The sequence below is a fragment of the Mycobacterium sp. smrl_JER01 genome (assembly GCF_048513595.2).
Classification (GTDB): Bacteria; Actinomycetota; Actinomycetes; order Mycobacteriales; family Mycobacteriaceae; genus Mycobacterium.
Window position 1 is genome coordinate 5,690,933 of record NZ_JBLXXK020000001.1, and the last position, 24,184, is coordinate 5,715,116.

The 24,184-nt window shown below is 69.5% G+C and carries 24 protein-coding genes and 1 pseudogene; 15 read left to right on the forward strand and 10 right to left on the reverse strand.

What is annotated here, in order from left to right; genetic code table 11:
• The first annotated feature begins 11 nt into the window (after positions 1-11).
• Both ACNUDN_RS26830 and ACNUDN_RS26835 read left to right on the forward strand, forming a co-directional pair.
• Complete coding sequence (locus tag ACNUDN_RS26830) at positions 12-1,223, forward strand: mechanosensitive ion channel family protein (RefSeq protein ID WP_419124722.1); 1,212 nt, start codon at positions 12-14, stop codon at positions 1,221-1,223.
• 2 nt (positions 1,224-1,225) lie between these two features.
• On the forward strand, positions 1,226-2,167 hold the full coding sequence (locus tag ACNUDN_RS26835; protein ID WP_419124723.1) for a phosphotransferase family protein: 942 nt from the start codon (positions 1,226-1,228) through the stop codon (positions 2,165-2,167).
• Here the strand turns inward: ACNUDN_RS26835 and ACNUDN_RS26840 are convergent.
• Complete coding sequence (locus ACNUDN_RS26840; protein WP_419124724.1) at positions 2,149-2,661, reverse strand: hypothetical protein; 513 nt, start codon at positions 2,659-2,661, stop codon at positions 2,149-2,151. The two genes, ACNUDN_RS26835 and ACNUDN_RS26840, sit on opposite strands and share 19 nt — an antisense overlap.
• Before the next feature lie 70 nt (positions 2,662-2,731).
• Positions 2,732-3,448, reverse strand: coding sequence for an NUDIX hydrolase (locus tag ACNUDN_RS26845; protein ID WP_419124725.1), 717 nt, complete (start codon positions 3,446-3,448; stop codon positions 2,732-2,734).
• Positions 3,449-3,516: 68 nt separating this feature from the next.
• Here ACNUDN_RS26845 and ACNUDN_RS26850 point away from each other — a divergent pair, with 68 nt between their 5' ends.
• A complete protein-coding gene (locus ACNUDN_RS26850; protein ID WP_419124726.1) occupies positions 3,517-4,257 on the forward strand; it encodes a hemerythrin domain-containing protein in 741 nt (246 codons plus the stop codon).
• Positions 4,258-4,627: 370 nt separating this feature from the next.
• On the opposite strand, the gene ACNUDN_RS26855 is transcribed toward ACNUDN_RS26850, so the two are convergent.
• On the reverse strand, positions 4,628-5,617 hold the full coding sequence (locus ACNUDN_RS26855; RefSeq protein ID WP_419124727.1) for a ferritin-like domain-containing protein: 990 nt from the start codon (positions 5,615-5,617) through the stop codon (positions 4,628-4,630).
• A gap of 252 nt (positions 5,618-5,869) precedes the next feature.
• Between ACNUDN_RS26855 and ACNUDN_RS26860 the strand changes: the two genes are divergently transcribed.
• A complete protein-coding gene (locus ACNUDN_RS26860; protein ID WP_419125328.1) occupies positions 5,870-6,880 on the forward strand; it encodes an iron-containing redox enzyme family protein in 1,011 nt (336 codons plus the stop codon).
• A 25-nt stretch (positions 6,881-6,905) separates the two neighbouring features.
• On the opposite strand, the gene ACNUDN_RS26865 is transcribed toward ACNUDN_RS26860, so the two are convergent.
• Both ACNUDN_RS26865 and ACNUDN_RS26870 read right to left on the reverse strand, forming a co-directional pair.
• Entirely contained in the window at positions 6,906-7,058 is a 153-nt protein-coding gene (locus tag ACNUDN_RS26865; RefSeq protein ID WP_419125329.1) for a CDGSH iron-sulfur domain-containing protein, read from the reverse strand.
• Between the two features lie 47 nt (positions 7,059-7,105).
• Complete coding sequence (locus tag ACNUDN_RS26870; RefSeq protein ID WP_419124728.1) at positions 7,106-7,798, reverse strand: HemK2/MTQ2 family protein methyltransferase; 693 nt, start codon at positions 7,796-7,798, stop codon at positions 7,106-7,108.
• Between the two features lie 69 nt (positions 7,799-7,867).
• Here ACNUDN_RS26870 and ACNUDN_RS26875 point away from each other — a divergent pair, with 69 nt between their 5' ends.
• Positions 7,868-8,122, forward strand: coding sequence for a metallothionein (locus ACNUDN_RS26875; RefSeq protein WP_419125330.1), 255 nt, complete (start codon positions 7,868-7,870; stop codon positions 8,120-8,122).
• 16 nt (positions 8,123-8,138) lie between these two features.
• Here the strand turns inward: ACNUDN_RS26875 and ACNUDN_RS26880 are convergent, their stop codons facing one another.
• The gene (locus ACNUDN_RS26880) at positions 8,139-8,789 is read right to left on the reverse strand and encodes a cutinase family protein (protein ID WP_419124729.1); all 651 of its coding nucleotides are present in this window, start codon (positions 8,787-8,789) and stop codon (positions 8,139-8,141) included.
• Positions 8,790-8,944: 155 nt separating this feature from the next.
• Positions 8,945-9,220, reverse strand: coding sequence for a hypothetical protein (locus tag ACNUDN_RS26885; protein ID WP_419124730.1), 276 nt, complete (start codon positions 9,218-9,220; stop codon positions 8,945-8,947).
• Between the two features lie 87 nt (positions 9,221-9,307).
• On the opposite strand from ACNUDN_RS26885, the gene ACNUDN_RS26890 reads away from it, so the two are divergent.
• The 3 genes and pseudogenes from ACNUDN_RS26890 to ACNUDN_RS26900 form a co-directional block, all read left to right on the forward strand.
• A complete protein-coding gene (locus tag ACNUDN_RS26890) occupies positions 9,308-9,865 on the forward strand; it encodes a type 1 glutamine amidotransferase domain-containing protein (RefSeq protein WP_419124731.1) in 558 nt (185 codons plus the stop codon).
• Between the two features lie 121 nt (positions 9,866-9,986).
• Positions 9,987-10,478 (forward strand): hypothetical protein, encoded by a 492-nt coding sequence (locus ACNUDN_RS26895; protein WP_419124732.1) that lies wholly within the window; start codon positions 9,987-9,989, stop codon positions 10,476-10,478.
• A pseudogene (locus tag ACNUDN_RS26900) lies at positions 10,475-14,758 on the forward strand (HAD-IC family P-type ATPase); the annotation flags it as partial. The gene ACNUDN_RS26895 and the pseudogene ACNUDN_RS26900, both read left to right, overlap by 4 nt.
• A gap of 5 nt (positions 14,759-14,763) precedes the next feature.
• Here the strand turns inward: ACNUDN_RS26900 and ACNUDN_RS26905 are convergent.
• Complete coding sequence (locus ACNUDN_RS26905; RefSeq protein ID WP_419125331.1) at positions 14,764-14,931, reverse strand: Rv1535 domain-containing protein; 168 nt, start codon at positions 14,929-14,931, stop codon at positions 14,764-14,766.
• 21 nt (positions 14,932-14,952) lie between these two features.
• Here ACNUDN_RS26905 and ACNUDN_RS26910 point away from each other — a divergent pair, with 21 nt between their 5' ends.
• Together ACNUDN_RS26910 and ACNUDN_RS26915 are read left to right on the forward strand one after the other, a co-directional pair.
• A complete protein-coding gene (locus tag ACNUDN_RS26910; RefSeq protein ID WP_419125332.1) occupies positions 14,953-15,228 on the forward strand; it encodes a hypothetical protein in 276 nt (91 codons plus the stop codon).
• A gap of 143 nt (positions 15,229-15,371) precedes the next feature.
• The gene (locus ACNUDN_RS26915; RefSeq protein ID WP_419125333.1) at positions 15,372-16,577 is read left to right on the forward strand and encodes an MFS transporter; all 1,206 of its coding nucleotides are present in this window, start codon (positions 15,372-15,374) and stop codon (positions 16,575-16,577) included.
• Here the strand turns inward: ACNUDN_RS26915 and ACNUDN_RS26920 are convergent.
• Positions 16,574-17,710 carry a glycoside hydrolase 5 family protein gene (locus ACNUDN_RS26920; RefSeq protein WP_419125334.1) on the reverse strand — a complete coding sequence of 379 codons (1,137 nt, stop codon included), beginning with the start codon at positions 17,708-17,710 and terminating at the stop codon, positions 16,574-16,576. The two genes, ACNUDN_RS26915 and ACNUDN_RS26920, sit on opposite strands and share 4 nt — an antisense overlap.
• A gap of 162 nt (positions 17,711-17,872) precedes the next feature.
• Positions 17,873-19,192, reverse strand: coding sequence for an aspartate aminotransferase family protein (locus ACNUDN_RS26925; protein WP_419124733.1), 1,320 nt, complete (start codon positions 19,190-19,192; stop codon positions 17,873-17,875).
• A 105-nt stretch (positions 19,193-19,297) separates the two neighbouring features.
• Between ACNUDN_RS26925 and ACNUDN_RS26930 the strand changes: the two genes are divergently transcribed.
• The 5 genes from ACNUDN_RS26930 (at position 19,298) to ACNUDN_RS26950 (ending at position 24,179) form a co-directional block, all read left to right on the forward strand.
• Positions 19,298-20,998, forward strand: a complete 1,701-nt coding sequence (locus ACNUDN_RS26930) for a PP2C family protein-serine/threonine phosphatase (RefSeq protein ID WP_419124734.1) — start codon at positions 19,298-19,300, stop codon at positions 20,996-20,998.
• Positions 20,995-22,083: a cobalamin B12-binding domain-containing protein gene (locus tag ACNUDN_RS26935; RefSeq protein WP_419124735.1), complete on the forward strand. Its 1,089-nt coding sequence runs from the start codon at positions 20,995-20,997 to the stop codon at positions 22,081-22,083. Before ACNUDN_RS26930 ends, ACNUDN_RS26935 begins: the two co-directional genes overlap by 4 nt.
• On the forward strand, positions 22,080-22,430 hold the full coding sequence (locus ACNUDN_RS26940) for an STAS domain-containing protein (protein WP_419124736.1): 351 nt from the start codon (positions 22,080-22,082) through the stop codon (positions 22,428-22,430). The genes ACNUDN_RS26935 and ACNUDN_RS26940 overlap by 4 nt, the downstream gene beginning before the upstream one ends.
• 67 nt (positions 22,431-22,497) lie before the next feature.
• Positions 22,498-23,487 (forward strand): NAD-dependent epimerase/dehydratase family protein, encoded by a 990-nt coding sequence (locus ACNUDN_RS26945; protein ID WP_419124737.1) that lies wholly within the window; start codon positions 22,498-22,500, stop codon positions 23,485-23,487.
• The gene (locus ACNUDN_RS26950) at positions 23,487-24,179 is read left to right on the forward strand and encodes an alpha/beta hydrolase family protein (protein WP_419124738.1); all 693 of its coding nucleotides are present in this window, start codon (positions 23,487-23,489) and stop codon (positions 24,177-24,179) included. Before ACNUDN_RS26945 ends, ACNUDN_RS26950 begins: the two co-directional genes overlap by 1 nt.
• Positions 24,180-24,184 lie beyond the last annotated feature (5 nt).

Here is a 24,184-nt window from a genome sequence, read left to right on the forward strand (position 1 = left end):
TCTCACCTGTCATGGACGAAGCGATCGAATTGAACTCTGCAACCCAGTACGCGGCCGCGGCGGCCTGGCTGGCCGGAGCGGTCATGCTGGCCTACGGACTCGGCCTCGCGGTGTCGTGGCTACTGACCCGGCTGGGGCGGCGCAGCGCCGTGATGGCCGATGTCGCCCAGCTGACCCGGCTGCCGCTGCGCGCCACCCTGGTGGTCATCGGTGCCTCCATCGCGGTACGGCGCATCACCGACGGTCAGGCGGGCTGGCGCGGATGGCTGGACCACACGCTGGTGATCACCCTCATCGCGACGGTGACCTGGGTGTTGGTCAGCCTGATCCGGGTGGCCGAACGTCAGGTCATCTCCCGCTTCGCCGGCGGCGACGAGGGGCTGACCGACGCCGACCGGCATCGCCGCAAGATCAAGACCCAGGTCACCGTGCTTAGGCGGCTGGTAGTCGCTGTCGTCGTGTTGCTGGGCACCGCTGCCGCACTGATGACGTTCCCGTCGTTCAGCGACATCGGGCGGACGCTGTTCGCCTCGGCAGGAGTGTTGACCGTGGTCGCGGGCCTGGCCGCGCAGACCTCGCTGGGTTCGGTGTTCGCCGGCATCCAGATCGCGTTCTCGGATGCGATCCGCGTCGGCGACGTCGTCGTGCTCGAAGACGAGTGGGGCCGCATCGAAGAGATCACGCTGACCTATGTGGTGGTGCATCTGTGGGACGAGCGCCGCCTGGTGTTGCCGTGCACGTACTTCACCAGCACGCCGTTTCAGAACTGGACCCGCAACGCCACCGAACTGCTCGGCACCGCGGAGCTGGACGTGGACTTCACCGTCCCGTTCGACGAGATGCGCGCCGAGCTGGACCGGTTGCTGCACGCCAACGACAAATGGGACGGACGGGTCGGCGTGCTCCAGGTCACCGACGCGGTGGAAGGGCTGGTCCGAGTGCGGATGCTGGTCAGCGCCCCCAATGCGGGGGCGTTGTTCGACCTGCGCTGCGACGTCCGGGAGGGCATGGTCGCCTGGCTGCAGCGCTCCAGCCCGTGCGCGCTGCCCAGAAAGCGCATCGAGCACCAGAACGAGGCGAGCCGACAGGTCACCGCAGGCACCGGACCGGACAGGCCGCAGGCGGATTCCGGCCTGTTCAGCGGCAGCGCCAGCGCGGAACGGCGCGGCCGGGCATTCGACCATGCCGAAGGCGAGGAAGTCCGCGCCATGACCCGGACCTGAGCGTGGACACCCTGACGCCCGCCGAACTCGCCGACCGCACCCGCCGGGCGGTCGGCGCGGCGGTGTCTGCGGGCCGTGATCTGGGGCTGCACATCGAGCACGGAGTCGTTCTGCACGACGTGTTCTCGGTGGTCGTGCATCTGGCGCCGGAGCCGGTGGTCGCCCGAGTTCCGGTGGTGCACACCGCAGGCACGGACCCGGCCAGTCGGGTGGCTCGTCAACAGCGTGAGCTCGACGTCGTCGACTGGCTGGACCGCACCGGGATCCCGGTGGTTCGGCCCACGCCGCTGGTGCCGCGCCGCCCGGTGTGTCGCGACGGGTTCGGCATGACGTTCTGGGAACTGGCCGATGTGGCGGCCGACCATCAGCCCTACCGCGGCGTGAGCATGGACTACAGCGCCGAACTGCACCGCGGCCTGGCCGGTTACCCGGGCGAATTGCCTTTCCTCGCCCCGTTCAACCACGGTCTGCCCGAGATGCTCGCCGACCTCGACCAGGTCGACGCGTTGACGGCCGCGGACGTCGACCGCGCCCGCGCGGAGTTCGATCGCCTGCGCGCAGTGCTGGCTGACCGCGGGGCGTTCGAAGCGGCCTTTCCGGGCATTCCGGTGCAGGCGCTGCAGGGTGACGGACCGTCACACAACGTCATCCGGACCACCTCGGGAGTTCGATTCTCGGACTTCGAGGACGTCACCTGCGGCCCGGTGGAATGGGACCTCGCGTTGCTGGAGCAGCAGTCGATCGACGAGTACGACTCCGTAGCGCGGCGCTACGGCCTACGGACCGCCGATCCGGACGTTCGGACCGTGATGGACCAGGCCCGGCGCCTGCAGTTCGTCGCATGTCTGACCTTGGTGCCGCAGTTACCGCTGCTGGCCGACGGCCTGATGCAAACGCTCGCGCAATGGCGCGGGTGGGCGGGCCCTCAGGTGGGCAGGTGGTAGTCCATCGGGGGCCCGTCGGGGCCCACCGCCGCCTGGTCGGCGATCGCGGTCGCGACCGCCACCCCGTCATGAATCACACCCAACACCACGACATGGCTCTTCAGCGGAAACGACGCCGGCACAGCGGTCTGGGTGGACTGGCTCTCGCCGATCCGAGCGGTATCGGGGGTGACCCGGAAGGTGGTGGTCTGGCCGCCGGGGGTGCTCGTGGTCACCGAGTCCCGGGTGGCCGCGATGACCTGGCCGTACCGCTGGATCTCCCGGTGTGCGGGCAGAGCCACCGCAGGTTGTGTCGGCTCAGCGTGGGCCGGCGCAGTCTGGGCCGGCGCAGTCTCGGCCGGTGCGGTCTCTGCGGGCTGCTGCAACGTCGTCGACGTCCACAGCCACCCGGCTGTGCCGGCGGCGCCCATCAGCGACACCGTCGTCAGACGGCGTCGGAGCGTGGCGCCCCGGTCGGGGCTGCGGTGTCGACCGCTGTGCTGGGTGGAAGTCATGTCGAACGGTGGGCTACCCGAGCGCCGGTGTTGTGAAACGAGCCGGGTCCTGCTCAGCACCCTTGGGCCGCTACCTCCAGGCGAACACCGGTTGCTCCAGATCACCGACCGGATCGTGGCGCCCTTCCAGGCACAGCCAGCGCACCTGAAGCAACACAGCTCCGGTGGGCGCATGGATGAGGTCGTTGCCCAGCGGCAGCTGCACGACCGGACGCGCGCTCTCCGGGATCGTGATGAACCGGGGCGAGTCGGCGCGCAGGAGCTGGTGCAAACCGACCCGGTACACCGCGACCACCTCGTCGGGCGCAGGCCGGGGATCCAGCCTGCCTCCACCCCAGATCACCACCGGGGTGATCACGTAGCCCGACCGGGTCGCATAGTCGTCCAGCAGACCCAGCACCGCGGTATCGGGTAGCCGTATTCCGACCTCCTCGTCGAGCTCGCGAAGCGCCGCGTCGACAACCGACTCGCCCGGGTCGAGCCTGCCGCCGGGCAAGGCCCACTGGGCCGAATGGGAGGAAAGCCGGGAAGCCCTGCGACACAGCAGGAATGAGGCACCTCCGGACACGTCGACCATGCGGCCGTCGAGATCCTCGGGCATCGGCCGTCCGGCGATCCAATCCCTGACGGGGGCCGGGTCGACCCGATCCTCACCGACGACGGAGTCGACGAGCACCACCGCGACGGCCGCGTGCCGCTTCGACGAATCGAGCACGGTTCTGCGTGAGTGCCCCGCCAGCCGATTCCGGACCTGGTCGCGCAGCCGGTCGTCGTAGCTGATGATCACCGTTAGAGACTAGACAGCCGATGGTGTGCTTCGGGGTTCAACCGTCGCCGGGCGGGTACTGCGCAGCCATGAGCTCGGTCACCCCGAAATCGGCAGCCCTGGAATCGCTTGCCACGCAGAACGATGAGCAGCTCGGCGGCGCCCACAGCGTGCTCGTCCGGCAGAAGCGCGACCACGTCGAACTCGACCGGTTGATCGCGGCCATCCGCGCCGCCGACGGCGTGCACCAGCAGGCACTTCTGAATCGGCTGTGTCGATTGGTCTTCCCGCATGCGTTCGCCGAGGAGTCAGTGCTGTGGCCCGTCATTCGGCGGGTGCTGCCGGACGGGGACGAACTCACGCTGCGCGTCGAACGCGAACATCAGGAGATCAACGAGCTGTTCACCGAGCTCGAGCGCACGGAGCCCGACGAGGACCACCACCGCGCGCTTTTCGACCGTATCGCCGAACTGCTCAGCGAGGACGTCCGCGACGAAGAGGACGTACTGCTCCCCCGCGTGCAGGCCGCGCTGACCCGCGGCCACCTGATCGTGCTGGGTGCGGCGTGGGAGTCGGTGCGGCGCACCGCGCCGACTCGCCCGCACCCGGTGGTGGCGCGACGACCGCCCGGAAACGTGATCGCAGCACTGCCCCTGACCGTCATCGACCGCCTCCGCGACCAGCTCGACCGCCTCTCGCGGAGCACTGACAGCCCGCTGAGCGCGGCAGCTGAAGGGCTTTCGGCACGGATGGCCGATGCGGCGGGCCTGCTGGAGCACCTCCCTCTCCTCACGCGCGGTGAGCATCGCGCCACCCACAGCGCGGGTTGAGGCTGCTCCAGCGGCTCTACCAGCTACAGGGCCTTACCAACTACAGGGCCCTCCACCAATGCACCGTGGTCGCGGACCCACTCCACAGACCCGGTGGCGTCGGCACGGCCGGCTCGCGGGGAGCGGTCAACCGCGTTGCGGTGTGCGACAAGGCCGCAGCCAGCGTCACCCGCCACGATCGGCGCGTCGCACGCTTCGACACCGACTCCATACTCATCGACCCGGTCACCTTGGCCTCCTGCAGAACTCGGTCGGCATTCGCGCCGACCCGAAGGCCGCAGTGATACCCCGGCGACCGGCATCCAAACACCGGGTATTCACACGCAGTGCCGGCACGGGATGTCCCGTGCCGGCGGTCTGCGGCGTGGAGCTAGTTGATACCCACCACTTCCTGAGCGATGGCGGCCAGCCTGGTCTGCGCGGCGGACACCACCCGCTGGCGGTTCTTGTGCGCCTCTTCGTAGGCCACGATGGTCCGGATGTCGGTCGGCTCGGTCAGATCCTTGACCGCGTTGGCCGCATCGTTGACGTTCAGCTCGTCGTAGCCGGGAATCGGCAGCTCGTCGGCGTCCAGGACACCGGTCGCCCCCCGGGCGGCATGGATCACGTCGGCGGCGTCCTCGGCACCCTGTTCACGGGTGATCCGTTCGGCCGCCTGCAGTGCGGAGTCGCGTGCGCCGGCGAGCGCCTTGGCCGCCACCTCGCTGGTCGCAGAACCCCGCTCGATGAGGTCGGCGACCGCGGGCCGGACCGAACGGATCGCTTCAGCCACCCGCTCGGCCCTGCGCGTGGACCAGGTGAACGGCAGATTCGCCAGCTTCACGGCGAGCCCGGCAGCTGCCTGCAGAGGGGTCCGGCGCAACGCGGCCGGGCCGCCCAACGCGTCCTCGGCCAGCACCGTCGTCAACCATTCGACTGTCGCGGAATGGGCGGTGATCAACCGGTCGGCCAGCGCCTCGACGTCCCGGTCCTTGACGGCGACGGCGAGCGCCTTGACGTACCGGGCCCGGTCCAGCAACTGGCCCTCCAATGCGAGGTCGCCCAGTAGCGCTTCATCGAACGGTTCGGCCTGCTCGGTCAGCGCCTTCACCGCGGCGGCGGCGCGGCCGAGGAACGGCCCGATCACGTCGGGAAAGCCGCCGAGTTCGCGGATGGCCTTCTCGATCGCCTCGGCGCGGATCTTGGCGTTCTCCGCGTTCTGGCTCAGTTCGCGTCGTACAGCGTCGGTGCGCGCCTGAGTCACCCGGGTCTCGGCGACCTGGATCTCGGTGTGCGTCAGGTCCAGCACGGTGCGCAGTTGCGCAATCAAGGTGGCCTTGACGGAGTCGGTGGACTCGATGGTCCTGGTCGGTGCTGCCATGTTCTCGTTCACCCCTTCAACTGAGATTTCGGCATGTCGGAACTTCTTCAGCGCCTTGTGCGCTCGGGTGTCGGTTACCCGCGGGTCGGGCCGGCCATCGCAATCGGGCCCCGATGTGAAAAACCCGTCAATGCGTGTAGTCGGGGGTGGGCAGCGGGTACCCGCCCGCACCCGCATACGGGCCCCGCCGCAATACGTTTGAGCGCAGCAGTACGTTTGAGCGTGGAGCCGCTGGGTACCTTCGGCGACGTGATGCCGACGCTGGTGCAACCGCAACTGCCCGAACCCCGTGGGCCGATCTCCCTGTCTGTCGTGGAGCTGCTGGCCGAGCGGGCCCCGCTGCGCTACCTGGCCAAAGTCGAGACCTCGCTGGCCGACGCCGACCCCACCGGGCTCGACCTACAGCTTGCGCTGTACGTCTGCTACGAACTGCACTATCACGGCTTCGCCGGTGTGGACGCCGGCTGGGAGTGGAATCCGGGGTTGCTGTATCTGCGCGGCCGGCTGGAGGAGCTTTTCCTCGCCGACGTGCGGCGCGGCGTGGGCGAGTTGGAGCCCGACTCCGGCGCCCTCGACGAGCTCGACACGTTGTGTGTGGAGCCGGTCGACGGCGACGGTCCGTCGTACTACCTGCGTGACGAGGGCAGCTGGGAACAGATGCGCGAGTACTTCGCGCACCGGTCGCTCTACCACCTCAAGGAGGGCGATCCGCACGCGTGGGCCATCCCGCGGCTGACCGGCCAGGCCAAGGCGTCCTTCGTCGCCGTCGAGTTCGACGAGTTCGGGGCAGGCAAGGGGGCTCGCCTGCACCAACAGCTGTTCGCCGACCTGATGGGCGCCGCCGATCTGGACACCTCGTATCTGGGCTACCTCGCCGATGTGCCCGCCGAGTCCCTGGCAGTGGTCAACCTGATGTCGATGTTCGGCTTGCACCGCAAGCTGCGGGGTTGCGCAGTGGGTCATTTCGCGGCCACGGAGGTCACCTCCCCGCCCGGATCACGCCGTATGGTGCAGGCGCTGCAACGCCTGGGCGCACCGCAGCAGTGCCAGGCGTTCTATGCCGAGCATGTCGAAGCCGACGCGGTGCACGAGCAGGTGGTTCGCACGGATGTGGTCGGCGACCTCGTCGCCCGCGAACCGGCGCTCGACCGTGATGTCGTCTTCGGGATACGAGCCTTCGACCTGGTCGAGAACAGGCTGGCAGACCACCTGATGGCAGCGTGGCAGGCCGGCCGGACCTCACTGCGCCGCGCGCTGGACTGACGCGGCCGGCTCGGGTAACGAAAGGTCAGCCGTCGCCGGTCCGTGACCGTCGACGATGACTGGTGTCGCACAACGGATACGTCTTCGATCTGCGGCACGCGCAGATCGCGACCATGAAGCGGTCCGATTCCACCTGGCTTCCATCGGGAAGTTCGATGCGCACCGGCCCTTCGACCATGATCGGGCCTCCCGGCACGACCCGGACCGTGCGCGCCTGTTGGTCGGTCACGGCGCGTCCGCGCGGACCACGACGATTCGCTCCTGGCGGCTGCCGCGGGGCAGCAAACCGGCTCGCATGAGCCAGGGTGCCCGAGCCGACATCACCGGACCGAACGGGATCAGCTGCTGGGCAACGACTTCAGCGCGCATACCCTGAGCACGCAGCGCGCTCAGGGTGCTTCTGACGTTCGAGCATTCCGAATGCACCATGAGCATCGTGCCGCCCTCGTCGAGCAGCAACGGCGCTGCCGCGCACAGCGGGTCCAGGACCATCCGTCCGTCCGCTCCGGCGTCCCAGGCACGGGACGGTCCGGCGGCAGCGGGAATGGGTACCCCGTCGACCTCCGGCGCCTGCGGCACGTAGGGCGGATTCGCGAGCACCACGTCATACGGGCCGAATTCCACGGCGCGAGCCCAGGATCCGCGATGCACCGTGACGTCGGCATCGGCGGCCAGCGCACCCTCGCGCGCGCGTTGCACCGCTCGAGGGCAGATGTCGAATGCGCTCACCTGGGCGGCTCCGGCGGCCGCGGCGGCGATCGCGACCACTCCGCTGCCGGTGCACAGATCGGCGACCCGGGCCCCGGGTAGCACCCCGGCCGCGGTCGCAGCCGCGATCAACAGCTGCGAATCCTCTTGCGGGGGATAGACGTCGACGGCCAGCTCGGGGGCATCGAATTCGGTGTATGCGCTCGTCACGGATCATTGATGCCCACTTCTTCGTCCACCAAACGTTTGCGCGTCGGGCGCACGGGAACCCCGGCGAGCATGAGCATCTGCGATACCTGTGGCAACGATTACGACAAGGCGTTCACTGTGACCCGGCACGACGGACAGACCGCGACGTTCGACAGCGTCGAATGCGCTGCGGCGCGGCTGGCCCCGGAGTGCGGCCACTGTGGATGCCGCATCCTGGGCCACGGCATCGAGACCGATGACGGCATCTTCTGTTGCGCTCACTGCGCCCGCAAGGACACCAACGCCGACGTCAACGACCGTTACCCGGTGCCCGCCGGAGCATAGCCGGCGGTGCGTGGGGCTACAGCCGTCCCGCGGCGTAGCGCGCGCCCGCGTTGACCATCCCGTTCACCGGATACAGCGAGTGCGCGGGGTTCGGACCGCCCTTCGGCACCCCCTCGCAGACGCTGTCGCCGGCCGCGCACAGCTCGACCGTTTTGTGCGCGTAGCGCGGTCCCACCGACACGCCCGGTACTCCGTATTTGACCAGGAACTGTCCTTCGGGAGCTCCGAAGAGCACCACGGCCGCGACATGGTCGGCCACGTCCGGCGGCAGGGGTTTGGGCGCGACGGTGGCCGGAACTCCACCGGGCACCCGGTCGGAGGTGGCGAACTCGGTGACCGCCGCGCCCTGGGAGTACCCCCCGAGCACCAACCGGGTTTGCGGACATCGCACCGACATCGACCGCAGGCGCTCCGTCTCATCTCGGACACCGTCGGTGACGGTCCGAGCGAAGGCAGGCCGGTCACGGAAGTTGTTGGCCGCCGGGTAGTTCACCGCGTACACACCCACAGTCTTCGAGCCGGCCCGGGCGCGCAAGGCGTCGACGAATGCCCGGCCGACACCTCCGACCCCGGTCGGTTCACTGGTCCCCCGCGCGAACACCACTTCCACGTCCGGACACGGTTGCGCGGCCGCCGAAGGCGCCCCCACACCGGCGAGAATGCTCATTGCCCCCAATGCCACGGCACCGGCCAGGCCCGCCGTCCGACTCCTCCCCAACAGTGTCTCCCTTCGGTGTCACCGACCCCCGGCACGTGCGCCATCGGTCAGTACCACCTCTGCTTCACCGCCAAACTGGTTGTCTGAGAACATGATCCCCACGTCTAAGACCCCTGGTGCGGGGTCGGGCTCTGCGGGGACTCCCACTTGGATTCCAGGGTTCGGGTTACCACGGTGTCGGCGGCCAGCTCGAGGTCGAAGGTCTGGCCGTCGTCGGATTCCAACGTCAGCAGTATCGCTTCGGTGGCGGCACCTCGCGGGTCGATGTGGACCACCTTGTACTGCTGCTCACCACCGTCGGGGGCGTCCGGTAGCGGCAGCGAGATGAGGTCTCCGGGCGCGACGGTGTCGACGCGATCGCGGTCGGGTTGTGCGGTCATACGTCCGACCGTACGCGGGCGGACCACGATCGGATGTCTGCGGGTAATGCTCCCAACACATCGAAAGAAACGAGAGGAGTAGACGACATGCCCAACGAACTGCAGGGGCGCAAGATCGCCTTCCTGGCCGCGGACGGTGTCGAGAAGGTCGAACTGGAACAACCCCGTGGCGTGGTCCGCGATGCGGGGGGCACCGTCGACCTGTTGTCGGTGCAGACGGGCGAGATCGACGCGCGCAACCACGATCTGGAACCGGCGGGGACGTTCACGGTGGACCGCACCGTCGCGGACGCCCGCGTCGACGAGTACGACGCCCTGGTACTTCCGGGCGGAACTGTCAACGGTGACAAGCTGCGGCTGAGCCAGGATGCGGTCAAGTTCGTCGCCGACTTCGTCCGCTCGGGCAAACCGGTCGCCGCCATCTGCCACGGACCATGGGCTCTGGTCGAAGCCGACGTCGTCAAGGGACGCACGCTGACGTCCTATCCGAGCCTGCGCACCGACCTGCGCAACGCCGGCGCCACGGTCGTCGACCAGCAGGTGTGCATCGACGGCAACCTGATCACCAGCCGCTCACCTCAGGACCTCGACGCGTTCTGCCAGGCGATCACCGACCGGTTCGCCAATACCCCGGCCCATACCTGACGCCCGTACCGGAGAAAGTGCTCGTTCACTTTCGGTCGGTATAACGGACCGTTATCGGGGGCATCATTGCATGTGAACACCCGGTTCCCGGGATGTGAAGGAGAAATCGATGATGAACCCGATGACAACGATATTTCCAGCGACCATTCGAGCGACCTATCGAGGCCTGACCAAGGTGGCCGACGCCACCACAGCGGCCGCGGGAGCCGTCGGCGGCGCCGCGATCAACGGCGTGGTCGGCGGAGTCCGCGGTACCGCGAACGGGATCCGCAGCGGGGTGAGCAGCGGCAGCCAGTCGCCCGCCGCGGCGGCGCTCACCCTCGGCGCGATCGGCGCCGCGGGACTGGTCGAATGGCCGATTCTGCTCGCCACCGGCGGCGCGGCACTTGTCGTGCACCAGATCAGCCGGCGCGGCCGGCCCGACAGGTCGTCCGATTCTGCGGCGTCCGATTCTGCGGCGTCCAATTCTGCGTCCACGACGGCCGCCCGCAAGACTCCAGCCGCCCGCAAAGCTCCGGCCGCCCGAAAGACTCCGGCCGCCCGCAAAGCTCCGGCCGCCCGAAAAGCTCCAGCTGCCCGAGAAGCGGTGTCCCGCCGCACCGCCGCTAAGTGATCGGACTTCTCGGCCGTCTCGCCGCGGGTTCGGTGGCCACCCTGACCGCACCGCTGGCGGTGCTGGCCCCCGATCTGCGCGCCGGAGTCGTCGACGCCGCGCGCGAACTGGTCGGCGCCACGCCCGCTCGCCGGCACTGGAGTTGCGACGACCGGTGCTGGATCGAAGTCCGCGGCCTCGACGGCGGACACGAGCTGGCCTCCGCTGTCGTCGAGGCCTTGCGATCGGTCCCGGGCGTCCGCGCGGTCCGACTCAACATGTCGGTGTCGCGGGTGGTGGTGACCGTCGATCCGGACGGGCCGGACGTGCACACGCTGTCCGGCGTCATCGCCGAGACCGAAGAGCGGGTCGCCGAGACGGACGAACGGCCGGGCGAGACCACCGCCGAGCTGCCCGGTGACGGTGTGGCGATCGGCGGCTTGATGATCTCGACAGCGGCCACCGGTGTCGGATTCTGTGCCGCCGCTGCCGGACGCCTCCTCCTGTGGCCGGCACTGCCCACCGGCCTGATCGCGGCTGTCACGGCGGTCGACTATCAACCCCGTCTTCGCGCGATCGTCGAAGATCGGCTGGGCGCGCAGGCCGCCGAGACAGCGCTCGCTCTGGCCGCGACGTCGGTCTACACGCTGGCGCAGTCGCCGACCTCGCTGGCCGTCGAATTCCTCAGGCATCTGAACCAGCTCGGCGAGGTGGCCGCCGCACGCGGTGCGTGGCAGCGGCGCGAACCCGTGCTGGCCGAGCACGCCGACGCCCCCGAACCACGACAGCGACCGACCCGCCCCTGCCCGCTGCCTCCCGGACCGGTCGAACGTCACGCCGAACGCAGCGGCGCCGCGCAGGTCTTCGCGGCGGCCTCGGTCGGAGTGTTGGCCCGCGACCTCAACGCCGCGGCCACCGCAGCGGTGGTGACCGCGCCGAAGGCGGCTCGCCACGCCCGGGAGGCCTTTGCGGCCACCCTGGCACGGGGACTGGCAGACCGCCACGGCGTGCTCACGCTCAGCCGGGAGGCGCTGCGTCGGCTCGACCGGGTCGACGCAGTGGTCGTCGATCCGCGGGTGCTCCTCACCGAGCAGCTGCATGTCGTGCGGCTGCGCAATGGCGCCGACGGCGGCCGCCTGACCGATCGCGACCGCACCGCGGCGTGGCAGTGGGCTCAACACCACGTGCACGACGGCAGCCTGGGCGCCGGGTGGCACGACGTTGCGCCGAGTGCCGCCCGCCGCCGCAACGGTAAGCCCACCGCCAAGGCGTTCGTGGGCCACGTGCACCACCCGTTGGCCGCCGCCGTGATCGGCGAGATCCGCCGCGCAGAGGTCGAGGTGATCTCGATCGCCAGTGACGAACTCGACGATCTGCGCTCATCGTTCGATGAACTACACGAAGACGCACAGTCGGTCGACACCGCGTTGGTCGACGCCGTCGTCTCCTTGCAGACCGCCGGTCGCACGGTGGCGGTACTGTCCGCGGACGCGACGGACGCCCTGCTGGCCTGCGATCTTGCCATCGGCATGACGCCGGCAGGCCGGCGCCCACCCTGGGTCGCCGATGTGCTCGTCCCCGACCTGGACACCGCATGGCGGCTGATGCACGCGCTACCGGGGGCGCGGCGTGCCAGCCGACGTGGGGTCGAACTTGCCACCAGCGCAACGGTTCTGGGTGCTCTGCTGATGGTCCCGGGGGTGCGCGGCCGCGGCCCGGGACCGGTGACCGCAGGGGCGGCGGCCGGTCTGGTCACCGGCGTGTGGCTGGCGCGCTCGGTCCTCGCCGACTCCCCACCACCTCGCGCCGCCACCCAGGAATGGCACGCGATGTCGATCGATCAGGTCCGCCGGGAGTTGCCGCTGCCCGAACGTGAAATACCCGAACGGCGTTCACGCCTGGCCGCGACCGCGGATGCGTCAGCCTCGGCACTGGGAAATCTCACCGCACCGCCACTACGGTTGGTGAGCGAACTCGCGACGGCGGTCCGGCAGGAACTGTCCGACCCGCTGACCCCGGTGCTGGCAGTCGGATCCGCGGCGAGCGCCTTCCTGGGCTCCCCGGTGGATGCGATCCTGGTCGGCTCGGTGCTGACCGGCAACGCGATACTGGCTGCGTCCCAACAGGTTCGCGCCGAACGACTGTTGCGGAGATTGCTCGCCGTGCAGGATCCGCCGGCCCGGTTGGTGCTCGCCGGCGACCCCGCGAACGGCCGGGAGAGCGTCGATGCCGCCGATCTGTCGCCCGGCGATGTCGTCGAGGTGCGGTCCGGCGAGGTCATCCCGGCCGACTGCCGCATCATCGAGGCGTTCGATCTCGAGGTCGACGAGTCGGCGCTGACCGGCGAATCGCTCCCGGTGCCGAAGCAATCCGAGCCCACTCCGGGCTCGGCGGTCGCCGAGCGCAGCTGCATGCTCTATGCCGCGACGACGGTGGTGGCCGGTTCGGCGTTCGCGGTGGTCACCACCGTGGGGTCGCAGACCCAGGTGCGACGCGCGGCCGAGGTCGCGCCCACACACGGATCGGCCGTGGGGCTGCAATCGCAGCTGCGAGAACTGACCAATCGCGCGCTGCCGGTCAGCCTGGCCGGTGGTGCCCTGGTCAGCGGTCTCGGCCTGTTGCGCTTCGCGCCACTGCGGCAGGCCATCGCCAGCGGGGTCGCCGTCGCCGTCGCCGCGGTCCCCGAGGGACTGCCGCTGGTTGCCACGCTGGCACAACAGGCCTCGGCCCGGCGACTGTCCGGTGCCGGCGCGCTGGTCCGCAGCCCGAAGTCGGTCGAAGCTCTGGGCCGGGTGGACGTGGTGTGTTTCGACAAGACCGGAACATTGAGCGAGAACCGGTTGCGGGTCACCCGTATCGACCCGGCCGACGGTTTCACCGCGGACGAGGTGCTGGCGATCGCGGCGCAGGCCACCCCGCCGAAGAACGGCAGCCGCCACGAACACGCCACCGACGGCGCCGTCATCGAGGCCGCCGGCGAACCTGAGCACCGGCGGAGCGATGCGATTCACCTGCCGTTCCGGTCGGGTCGACCGTTCTCGGCCGCGATCGCCGGTGACGAACTGGTGCTCAAAGGTGCCCCCGAGGTGGTCTTCGACGCCAGCGGCGGCGCCACCGACGCCGGCCTGGGGCGCACCATCGGCTCGATGGCCGAATCCGGCCTGCGGGTCATCGCGGTGGCGCGCCGCACCGTGACCCCGGCACAGGCCGACGCCGCCCGGGCCGACGACGCGGTGTTCGCCGAACTGTGCGGGACCGGACTCACCCTGGCCGGCCTGCTGGGCATCTCCGACACCCCACGCCCCGGGGCTGCGGGTCTGCTGACGGCGCTGGATCGGCAACAGGTCGGCGTGCGCCTGGTCACCGGCGACCACCCCGTCACCGCAGCGGCGGTCGCCGCGGAGCTCGGGCTGCCCGTCACGGCCGAACAGGTGATCAGCGGCGCCGAGTGGGAGGCGCTGTCGCGCCGCGGGCAGGAACGGGCGGTCGGCGAGAGCATCGTCTTCGCACGGATGACGCCCGAGCACAAGGTGCAGGTGGTGCAGACGCTGGAACGCACCGGACTGGTGTGCGCGATGGTCGGCGACGGCGCGAACGACGCCGCGGCGATCAGATCCGCGACCGTCGGCATCGGCGTGGCGTCCCACGGTAGCGACCCGGCCCGCACCGCTGCCGACGTGATGCTGCTCGACGGCCGGATCGAGGCGCTGCTGGACGCCATCGACGAGGGCCGTCAACTCTGGCGCAGGGTGCAGGCCGCGGTCGCGGTGCTGCTCGGCGGCAACGCCGGCGAGGTCGGGTTCGCCGTCGTCGGTTCGGCGCTGACAGGTCGGTCGCCGCTCAACGCCCGGCAGCTGTTGCTGGTCAACATGATGACCGACGCGCTCCCCGCGGCCGCGCTGGCGGTCAGCCCGACCACCGGGCACGTCGACGGCACCGGCCGGGGGCCCGATCAGGCCGCGCTGTGGCGGACCGTCGCGATCCGCGGCACCACCACCGCCGCGGCGGCGACGTCGGCCTGGATGATGGCCGGCTTCACCCTGCGGCCGCGGCGGGCCTCGACGGTGGCGCTGGTCGCACTCGTGTCGACCCAGTTGGGCCAGACCCTGATCGATTCGCACAGTCCCCTGGTGGTCGCCACCGCGGCCGGATCACTGCTGACCATGGGTGCACTGATCAGCACACCGGGAGTGAGCCAGCTGCTCGGGTGCACGCCGCTGGGCCCGGTCGGCTGGACGCAGGCGCTGGGGACCGCCGGCGCCGCGACGGCCACCGCCGTCATCGCGCCGCGACTGGTGAGCCGGTTTCAGTCCTCGATGTCGAGGACGCCCACCCGCCACAACACGGCGTACACCTCGCGCAACGGGATCGCGAAGAAGCGGGAAACCACGGATACCGGGTCCGAAGACGCACTGATTTCGGAGTTGGCCACGACATCCACGGTCCGCACGGCGGACGTCTGAACGACGAACACGCCATGACTGAAAGGCAACAAATGGCCGAATCCTCGCGGCAGAGCTCATCGCAGCGCGACGCCGTGCGCAGGGTCCGCGAGGCACAGTCCTTCGCCGTACAGCTGCCGGTGGTGGGACGCGTCCGGCTGCCCAGACCCGAACAGTTGGCGTTCTACGGTGCGCTCGGCGTGCTGGCCGCCGTCGAGATCATCGAATGGCCGGTGGCACTGGTTCTGGCCACCGGGCACCTGCTGGTCCACGAGGAGCAGAACCGCATCGCGCAGAAAATCGTCGCCGAGGTCGGCGACGACGACTGACCACCCGCGGTCGCGGCCGCCTGAAAAGCGGATTCGACCAGCAAATATTCATGTGCTATGCATATTTGGTGCGGCAGTCCAGATCCCTCCGGCCCGATGAACTGCTGACACCGCCCCAGCCCACCCGGGGTGCGCTGGGTCTGATGTTCGATCCGGTGTTCGGCGCCCTGTTCTGGGGCAAGATGTTCTCCGTCGTCGCGGTGTGGACCCACGGCATCGTGGCGGCGATCGTGATGTACGACGCGACCCGCTCGGCTCTGATGGTCGGCCTGGTCGGCGTCGTGCAGTTCGCGCCGCAGTTGATCCTCAGCCCGACCAGCGGTAAATGGGCCGACACCGGTAACCCGGCACGGCAGATTCTGCTGGGCCGGGTGCTGTGCGTATCCGGTTCGGCCTCGATCGCGGTGTGGATGTTCGCCCGGCCCGACGTGCTCGCCGGCATGGGGGCCGCGATCCCGGTGCTGTTGGGTACCACGCTCGTCGGCTTCGGTTTCGTGGTCGGCGGTCCCGCGATGCAGTCCATCGTTCCCACCCTGATCCGGGCCGGCGAACTGCCCACCGCCATGGCACTCAACAGCATCCCGATGACGATCGGCCGGATCATCGGCCCCGCCGCCGGGGCCGCGCTGGCCGCGCACACCGGACCTGCGACCGCGTTCGCGGTCAGTGCGGTCCTGCACCTGGTTTTCGCCGTTTTCCTGCTGGCGGTGCGCTTCCCCGCTCCACCCGAACGCCGTTCGGGCACCGATTACCGGGTGCGCGTCGCGGTTCGGTACGTGCTGGCGGACCGTCCACTGTTGCTCGCCCTGCTCGCGGTCACAACCGTCGGTGTCGTCTCCGATCCGTCCATCACGTTAACCCCGTCGATGGCCGACGAACTCGGCGGCGATGCGTCCCTGGTCGGAGCCCTGTCCGCGGCGTTCGGGGTGGGCGCCGCGATCGGGATGACCGCACTGGCGTTGCTGCGCGGTCGGATCGCCTCGGCGGTGGTGTCCTCGATCGGGATGGCCGCACTGGGAGCCGGAAGCACCGTCCTGGCGTTCGCCGTCACCCCCGGGCTGGCATTCACCGGCTTCGCGGTGTCGGGGCTCGGCTTCGGATGCGCGATGACGGGCCTGAGCACCGTGGTGCAGGAACGCGCGCCTGAGGAACTGCGCGGCCGCATCATGGCGTTGTGGCTGGTCGGTTTCCTCGGCTCCCGGCCGATCGCGGCCGCGGTGCTGGGCGGGACCGCCGACGTTCTCAGCGTGTATACGGCGTTCGCCGTCGCCGCCGCACTGAGTCTGTTCATGACGGTGCTGTGCCGGCCGGCCAAGCTGGTCGGCCCGCTCCCCGCCCGGGTGTCCTAGTTCGGCTTGTCCCTGCCGGTCAGCTGCCGGATCGTGGTGATCTCACCATCGCGATACGGGCGCCCGTCGCCGTGTAGCAGATCATGAAACCAGAGCCCTGGCGCTGCGGTGACCGGGCGGTCCCAGGATTCCCAGGGCAGGTAGGTCTGGGTCTTTCCGGCGACGAAACCCCAGGTGTACGCGCCGATGTTGCGGCGCTTCATGATTGGCAGGATCGATTCCACCGTGCTGTCCAGGGTTCGTGCCAGGTATTCGGTGCACAGCATCGGACGGCCCATCGGCGCGAGCTCCTGCACCCTGGCCTCGAAACCCGACGGATCGGCATAGCTGTGGAACGTGATGACATCGGAGAGTTCGAGCTGGATGTGGGCGATCTCGCTGCGGCGGGCCGGATCTCCCCAGACGCCGTCCCAGACGCCGCTGGTCAGCGGCTGGACCGGGTCGACCGAACGGGCCCAGTGGAAGACCTGAGGCAGCAACTGCGCGACCCGCTCGACCTTGTCGCTGCGCTCGACCGCGCGGTAGGCGTCGGCGGGGTTGTCCGGTTCGTTCCACAGGTCCCAACCGAGCACCCGCTTGTCGAGGCGGAACTGACTCAGCACACCCACCACGTAGTCGCGCATCACCCGGTGATGTCCCGGGTCACCGAGGTGCACCGCACCGGGGCTCTGCACCCATCCCGAGTTGTGCACGCCCGGGATCGGATCGCGCTGCTCCCCCAACCGCGGGTGCGGGTCCCAACAGGAATCGAACAGCACGAACAGCGGCTTGATGCCGTGATGGGCCGCGATGTCGACGAACCGGGCCAGCCGCCGCTGGAATCCGATCCGATCCTGCACCCAGAGCAGATCGTGGAGGAAGACCCGAATCGTGGTGAACCCGATCAACTTTGCCATCCGCAACTCGGTGTCGATGCGGCGCGGATCGAAGGTGCCGGGCTGAAACATCTCCAGTTGGTTGATGGCGTTGGCCGGGATGAAGTTGGCGCCGACCAGCCAGCCCTGCGCACGGTGCCAGCGGTGGGCACGCTCGGGCGACCAGCGCGCGAGCTGGGCCGAGGCACGCGGGGCACTCGACAGCGCCAGACCCGCAGCAAGTACCGCGGGCACAGTGAGTGCGGTGCGGCGATCCAGGAAGCGCTGGGACGGCAAGTGCAATCCTTCGGTCGGAATCCGGCGCGGCGATTCGACGGTCGTCAGTGTATCGGCGCGCACCCCACCGGCGTTACTGTGAAGCCAAGGCGCAGAGTAGATTTCGCTCATCGGATAGCCCTCCCGGGGATCCCCGGGAGGGCATCAGCGACTCAGGACGGACTTCAGCGACTCGTCGAGGATGTCCAGTCCGCGGTGCAGATCGGATTCGGCGATGGTCAACGGCGGTGCGATGCGGAAGATCCCGCCCATCCCCGGCAGCTGCACGATGTTCATGTGCAGCCCGCGCTGCAGGCACGCGGCGGTCACCTCCGCCCCGAGCGCGTCCGCGGGCTCCTTGGTCCGCTTGTCGACGACGAGTTCCATGCCCTGCAGCAGGCCCCGGCCGCGCACATCACCGACCTGGTCGTAGCGCTCGTACATGTCGGTCAGCCGCTCCCGCAGTTGCAGCCCGAGCCGGGCCGCCCGATCGACCAACCCCTCGCGCGCGACGACCTCGAGCACCGTACAACCGACGGCAGCCGCGAGCGGGTCCGACACATGGGTGGTGAAGAAGAGGAATCCCTTGGCGTGACAGGTCGCTTCGATCTCCTCGCTGGTCACCACGGCGGCCACCGGCAGACCGGCGCCCAGGGTCTTCGACAGCGTGAGCAGATCCGGGGTGACCCCGTCCCGCTCGAACGCATACATCAGGCCGGTGCGCCCGATACCGGTCTGCGCCTCATCGAGGATCAACAGCATCCCACGCTCGACACAGAGCTCCTTGAGCCGGCGCAGGTAGCCCGGCGGTAATTCCACGATGCCCCCCGAGGAGAGGATCGGTTCCACCAGACACGCAGCCAGGCTGCCTGCGGACTGCGCGTCGAGCAGATCGAACCCGTACGCCAGCTCGGCTTCCCAGTCGTGGGTCCCGTCGGCATGACGGAACGGTGAGCGGTAGGCGTTCGGGGTCGGCAAGGTGAGGCTGCCGGGCATCGCCGGGCCGTATCCCCGCCGTCCCGCGCTGAACGTGACCGAAGCCGCGCCCGAGGTCATGCCGTGCCAGGACCGGTCGAAGGACACGATCTCGTAGTTGCCGGTGTAGAGCTTGGCCATCTTGACGGCCGCCTCGTTGGATTCGGCGCCGGTGGTCACCAGCAGCACCTTGCCGAGGGGGGCCGGCAACGTGGCCGACAACGCGGTGGCGAGGTCGACAAGCGGGCGGCTGACCATTCCGCTGTACAGGTGACCGAGGGTGTCCACCGCCGCCGACACGGTCGCAACAACCTCCGGGTGCCCGTGTCCGAGGACGGCGCTCATCTGCCCGGAGGTGAAGTCCAGGATCGCGGTCCCGGCGCTGTCGTAGACGTGGCTTCCGTGGGCCCGTTCGATGATCCGGGGCACGAATGCCGCCCCATAACGCACCAGGTGCCGGTCTGCGCGCTGCCAAAACCGGTCGGGATCGGATACCGGGGTCGAGTCCACGGCCCACACCCTACGGACGCTTCGCTCAGCGAGTCGACAGCGCAACCGTCGGTACGTAACGTCGTCCGATGGCCGGACATGGTCCGGACCCGTGAGGAGGCAACGATGGGTGAACGTACACCCCTCGACGTCGACTCGAAATACGTCGACTCGAAATACGACGACTCGAAATACGACGACTCGAAATACGACGACTCGAAATACGACGACTCGGGATACGACGACGCTTGGGGATCGATACCCCACCCGGTGCTGGTGGTCGATCGCGACGGAGTGATCCGCACGTCGAGCGCCTCGGCCCGGACCGTGCTGCCGGAGCTCAGCTCGGGCGGTGCGCTGGAGGACGTGGTACCGCCCTGGCTGTCGGGTGCCCACCGGCGCCTTGCCGCCGCGTCGGGCAGTGTGGACGGGCGTGAGTTCGAAGCTCACCCCACCCTGCTACCCGACGGTGAGGTGGCCTGGTGGCTGGTCGGGGACTCCGACCGGTCGGCCCGCGAAGCACAACAGGCTCTGGTTCTGGAGCGGGAACGCGCAGCGTTTCTCGACGAGGCGTCCGCGGTGCTGATGGCATCGCTGAACAGCGAGCGCTGCATGGAAGCGACAGTGCACATGGCGGCGCAGCACCTGGCCGACGCGGCCGTGCTGGTGGCGCCGGTCACGGCCGGACATATCCCGGTGGTGTGCAGCGCCGGCATCGGTGCCGCAGAGCACCGCAAAGTCGACGCCGACCCGGCCGATGTGGCAGGCCTCAGCGAGGCATTGCGCGGCTTCCCGCCCGTCCCGTCGCGCTGGATCGATCCCACCTCGGTACCGAACTGGCTGGTACCGGCGAACTTCCCGGGACCCGTCGGCTCGGTGGTGATCACCCCACTGCCGGGTCACGGCGTTGCAGCCGGTGCCCTGGTCCTGCTACGCCGGACCTCGCAGTCGGCGTTCAGCGAGGGTGAGGAGATGTTCGCGAGGATTTTCGCCGCCCGTGCCGGCGCGGCGTTGTCCGCGGCGCGTCTGTACGCCGAGCAGTCGGCCATCACCCGCACGTTGATGCGCGATCTGCTGCCGCCTCGGCTGCACCGGCTCGACGGCGTGGAACTGGCCGGTGGCTATCGCGCGTCGGAGGACCACGAGGCGATCGGCGGCGACTTCTACGACGTCCACCCCGCCATGACGCCCGACGACGAGACGTTGGTGGTTCTCGGCGACGTGTGCGGCAAAGGGCTCGAAGCCGCGGTGCTGACCGGCAAGATTCGCAACACGTTGATGGCGCTGGCACCGCTGGCCCAGGATCACGCCGGGGTGCTCCGGCTGCTCAACAGTGCGTTGTTGTCGGCGGAGAGCACCCGGTTCGCGACGTTGGTGTTGGCCTCGGTGGCGCACCGCGACGGGCACGTGGTGCTGCGGCTGACCAGCGCCGGCCACCTCGCCCCACTGATCGTGCGCAACGACGGCCACATCGAGGAAGCCGACACCAGGGGGACACTGGTCGGGGTGATGCCCCAGATCAGGGCGCGCACCGTCGAGACGTCGCTGGCCCCCGGTGAGACCTGCCTGTTGTACACCGACGGGGTCACCGAGGCCCGGGGCGGGCCGCTGGGAACCGACATGTTCGGCGAAGAGCGGTTGACCGCGGCGCTGGCCGAATGCTCGGGTTTGCCGGCCGAGGCCGTCGTCGAACGCGTCATGATGCTCACCAGCCAGTGGGTGGGCCAACGCGCCCACGACGACATCGCCGTGGTTGCCATCACCGCCCCCCGGCGCACGCACCTGAGCGCGGTCGACGGTCACACTGCCGGCAGGTACACCGCATGAGCGTCACCGACGCCGCGGTGGCGGCGGACGCGGAGCGGCTGTGGGCCGCGGTCCTCGACAGCGACGAGTACGCCGCCACCGCGGTGGTGCTCGGCGCCGCGGACCGCGGGCTCACCCCCGAGGACGTCCTGCTCGAGGTGATCGCCCCGGTTCAGCGCCGGGTCGGCGCCGAGTGGGCGGCCAACCGCATCACCGTCGCCCAGGAGCACGCGGCCACCGCCATCAACGACCGGGTGATCGCGGCACTGGCCCGCCATCCCGCGTGCACGCGCAGCGGTGGCGCCGGGCGCGTCACGGTAGCGTGTGTGGACGGCGAATGGCACGCGCTACCGGCGCGGCTGCTGGCCGAAGTATTCGCACTACGCGGGTGGAACGTCGATTTCCTCGGAGCGCAGGTGCCCACCCCGCACCTGATCGCCCATCTGCACCAGCACGGGCCGGACGCGGTGGCGCTGTCGTGCATGATCCCGACCCGTCTGCCCACCGCACATGCCGCGATCACCGCCTGTCAGGCCGCCGGCGTCGCGGTGCTGGCCGGCGGTGCGGCATTCGGCGCCGACGGCCGATTCGCACGCCGACTCGGCGCCGACGCGTGGGCCCCGGACGCGCGCACCGCGGCCGAATTGTTGCACCCTGGTCTGCGCTACGGCCTGCGCCCGGTTGCGGTGCCGGCCACCCATCAACCCATCGACGATCTGCCCCACCTGGCAGATCAGGAATACACCATGGTGAAAAAGGCTGGTGCGCAGCTGATCCAGGGCACGGTCAAAGAGCTCGAGGACCGGTTCCCGGCTTTGGGCGGCTACACCGAGATGCAACGGCACCACACCGTCGAGGACATCGCCCACATCGTCGATTTCCTCACCGCCGCGCTCTACGTCGACGACGACGCCCTGTTCGTCGAATTCATCGGTTGGACCGCCGATATCCTGGCCGCGCGCTCCGTACCGGCCACCTCGCTGACCCCGGCGCTGGAAGCGATGGCCGCACAGCTGCCGGAGTTCCCCCGCGCCCAGCGTCTACTGACGGCAGCGCACACTGCCGTCCATTCGTACCCGACCACCAACCCTCCACTCACCGCATGAAACTCACACTCACCGTCCACACCAGCGACCGATCGGCACGCGTGCGGGTCGCCGGAGACCTCGACTTCGGATCGACCGGACTGTTGCTCGACACCGTCTCCGACCTGCTCAACGAGCCGTCGGCGCTGCAGGATCTACATCTGGACTTCACCGATCTGGCGTTCTGCGATTCGGCGGGCCTGTCAGGGCTGGTGTTGATCCACCGCCGCACCACGGCCGCCGGGCTGGATCTGCACCTCGACGACCGGCCGGCACAGCTCGAACGCATCCTGGACATCACCGGCCTGCTGGAGTTCCTGACGACCCGGTCGGCGGCCCGGCGGCCGGACGAATCAGGGCTCGGCTGACCCGTCGCGGGTCCTACCGCTCCGGCCGCGCCGTTTTCGTCGCGCACGATCCGGGAACCACTCCGCTATGGCTATGCGTGTCGCGGTCACCGGCCCCACCGGCGAGATCGGGATCTCCGCCATCTCGGCGCTCGAAGCCCACCCGGAGGTGGACACGATCGTCGGTATGGCGCGGCGACCTTTCGATCCCAGCGTCCACGGGTGGACGAAGACGACCTACCGGCAAGGGGACATCCTGGATCGCGACGCGGTCGCATCCCTGGTCGCCGACGCCGATGTGCTGGTGCATCTGGCGTTCATCATCATGGGGTCGCGGGAGGAGAGCGCCCGCGTCAACCTCGAGGGCACCCGCAATGTGTTCGAAGCCGCCGTCGCTGCGCCGCACGTCCGTCGGCTGGTCTACACCTCGTCGGTCGCCGCGTACGGCTACCACTCCGACAATCCCATCCCGATCACCGAGGACGTCCCGCCGCGAGGCTCGCCGGAACACTATTACTCCGAACAGAAGGCCGCCTGCGAAGCGGTGCTGACCGAGGTGACCGCAGGTTCACCGCTGCAGGTATATGTGCTGCGGCCGTGTATCGTCGCCGGCCCCAAGGCCACCGCGCTGGCCGACGCCATGCCGTGGAATCAGCTGCCCGGTCCCGTGCGCCGGGTCACCCAGGCATTGCCGCTGCTCAAGCCGCCCTTCCCGGATCCGGGCACCCCGTTGCAGCTCGTGCACCACGACGATGTCGCCGCTGCCATCGCGGCCGCGGTCACCACCGACTCCGCCCCGCCCGGCGCGTACAACATCGCCGGCGACGGAGTGCTGTCGATGTCGGCGGTCGGCGATGCGCTCGGAGCGCGACCGGTGCGGGTGCCGCACACGGCTGCGGTGGCGACCTCTGAGGTCATCGCCCGGCTGCCGTTCGTCCCGTCGGTGCTGGAATGGCTGCACGCCGGCCGCACGTCGGTGGTGATGGACACCAACAAAGCCCGAGATGTGCTCGGCTGGCGACCGAAATTTACTGCTGCAGAGACACTTTCGGCGCTGGCGAGCAGTGTGAGGCAGTGATGCGGACCGACGAGTATGCCGAGGGCCGCGCGGTGGATGTGTTCGGTGAACCGGAAGCTCCGACAATTCTGCTGTGGCATGGCACGCAGACCGACGCCCGCGCCACGGTCCGGGTCCTGGCCGGCCTGCTGGCCGAGCGCGGTCTCTCGGTGATTGCGCCGGACTGGGATTCACACCGCGCCGACGGCGGGCGCACGGATCTGTTGAGCTCGGTCAGGTATGCGCAGTCCTGGTCGGCCGGCCCGGAGCCGCTGACCCTGGTGGGGTGGTCCCTGGGTGGCGTCGCAGCGGCCGGCCTCACCGTCCATGCCGACGACCACGACGTCGCGCTCCGGCACACCGTCTGCCTGGCCGGAGCCTTCATGGCACGCGACCCGATCTCCGGCGCGGACATCGCTGCCCGACTCGCCGAGGCCAAGCCCGGCGGCCGCGTCCGCACCCCGTTCACCCTGCTGCACGGCACGGCCGACGACGTCGTGCCGCCCGCCGCCAGCCGGAGGTTCGCGGCGTCCCTCGACAGCGCCGGGTGGCCGGTGCAGTTGCGTGAACTCGACGCCGACCACGGGAGCATCGCCGGGGCGCGCTACGACGCGGCCGGCGACCGGTACGCCGCCGACGACGACCCGGCCACCGTGCGCACCGCCGCCGAGGTGGCCGACCTCACGCTCCGCGCGCTGCGCGATCTCCGGTGAACCGG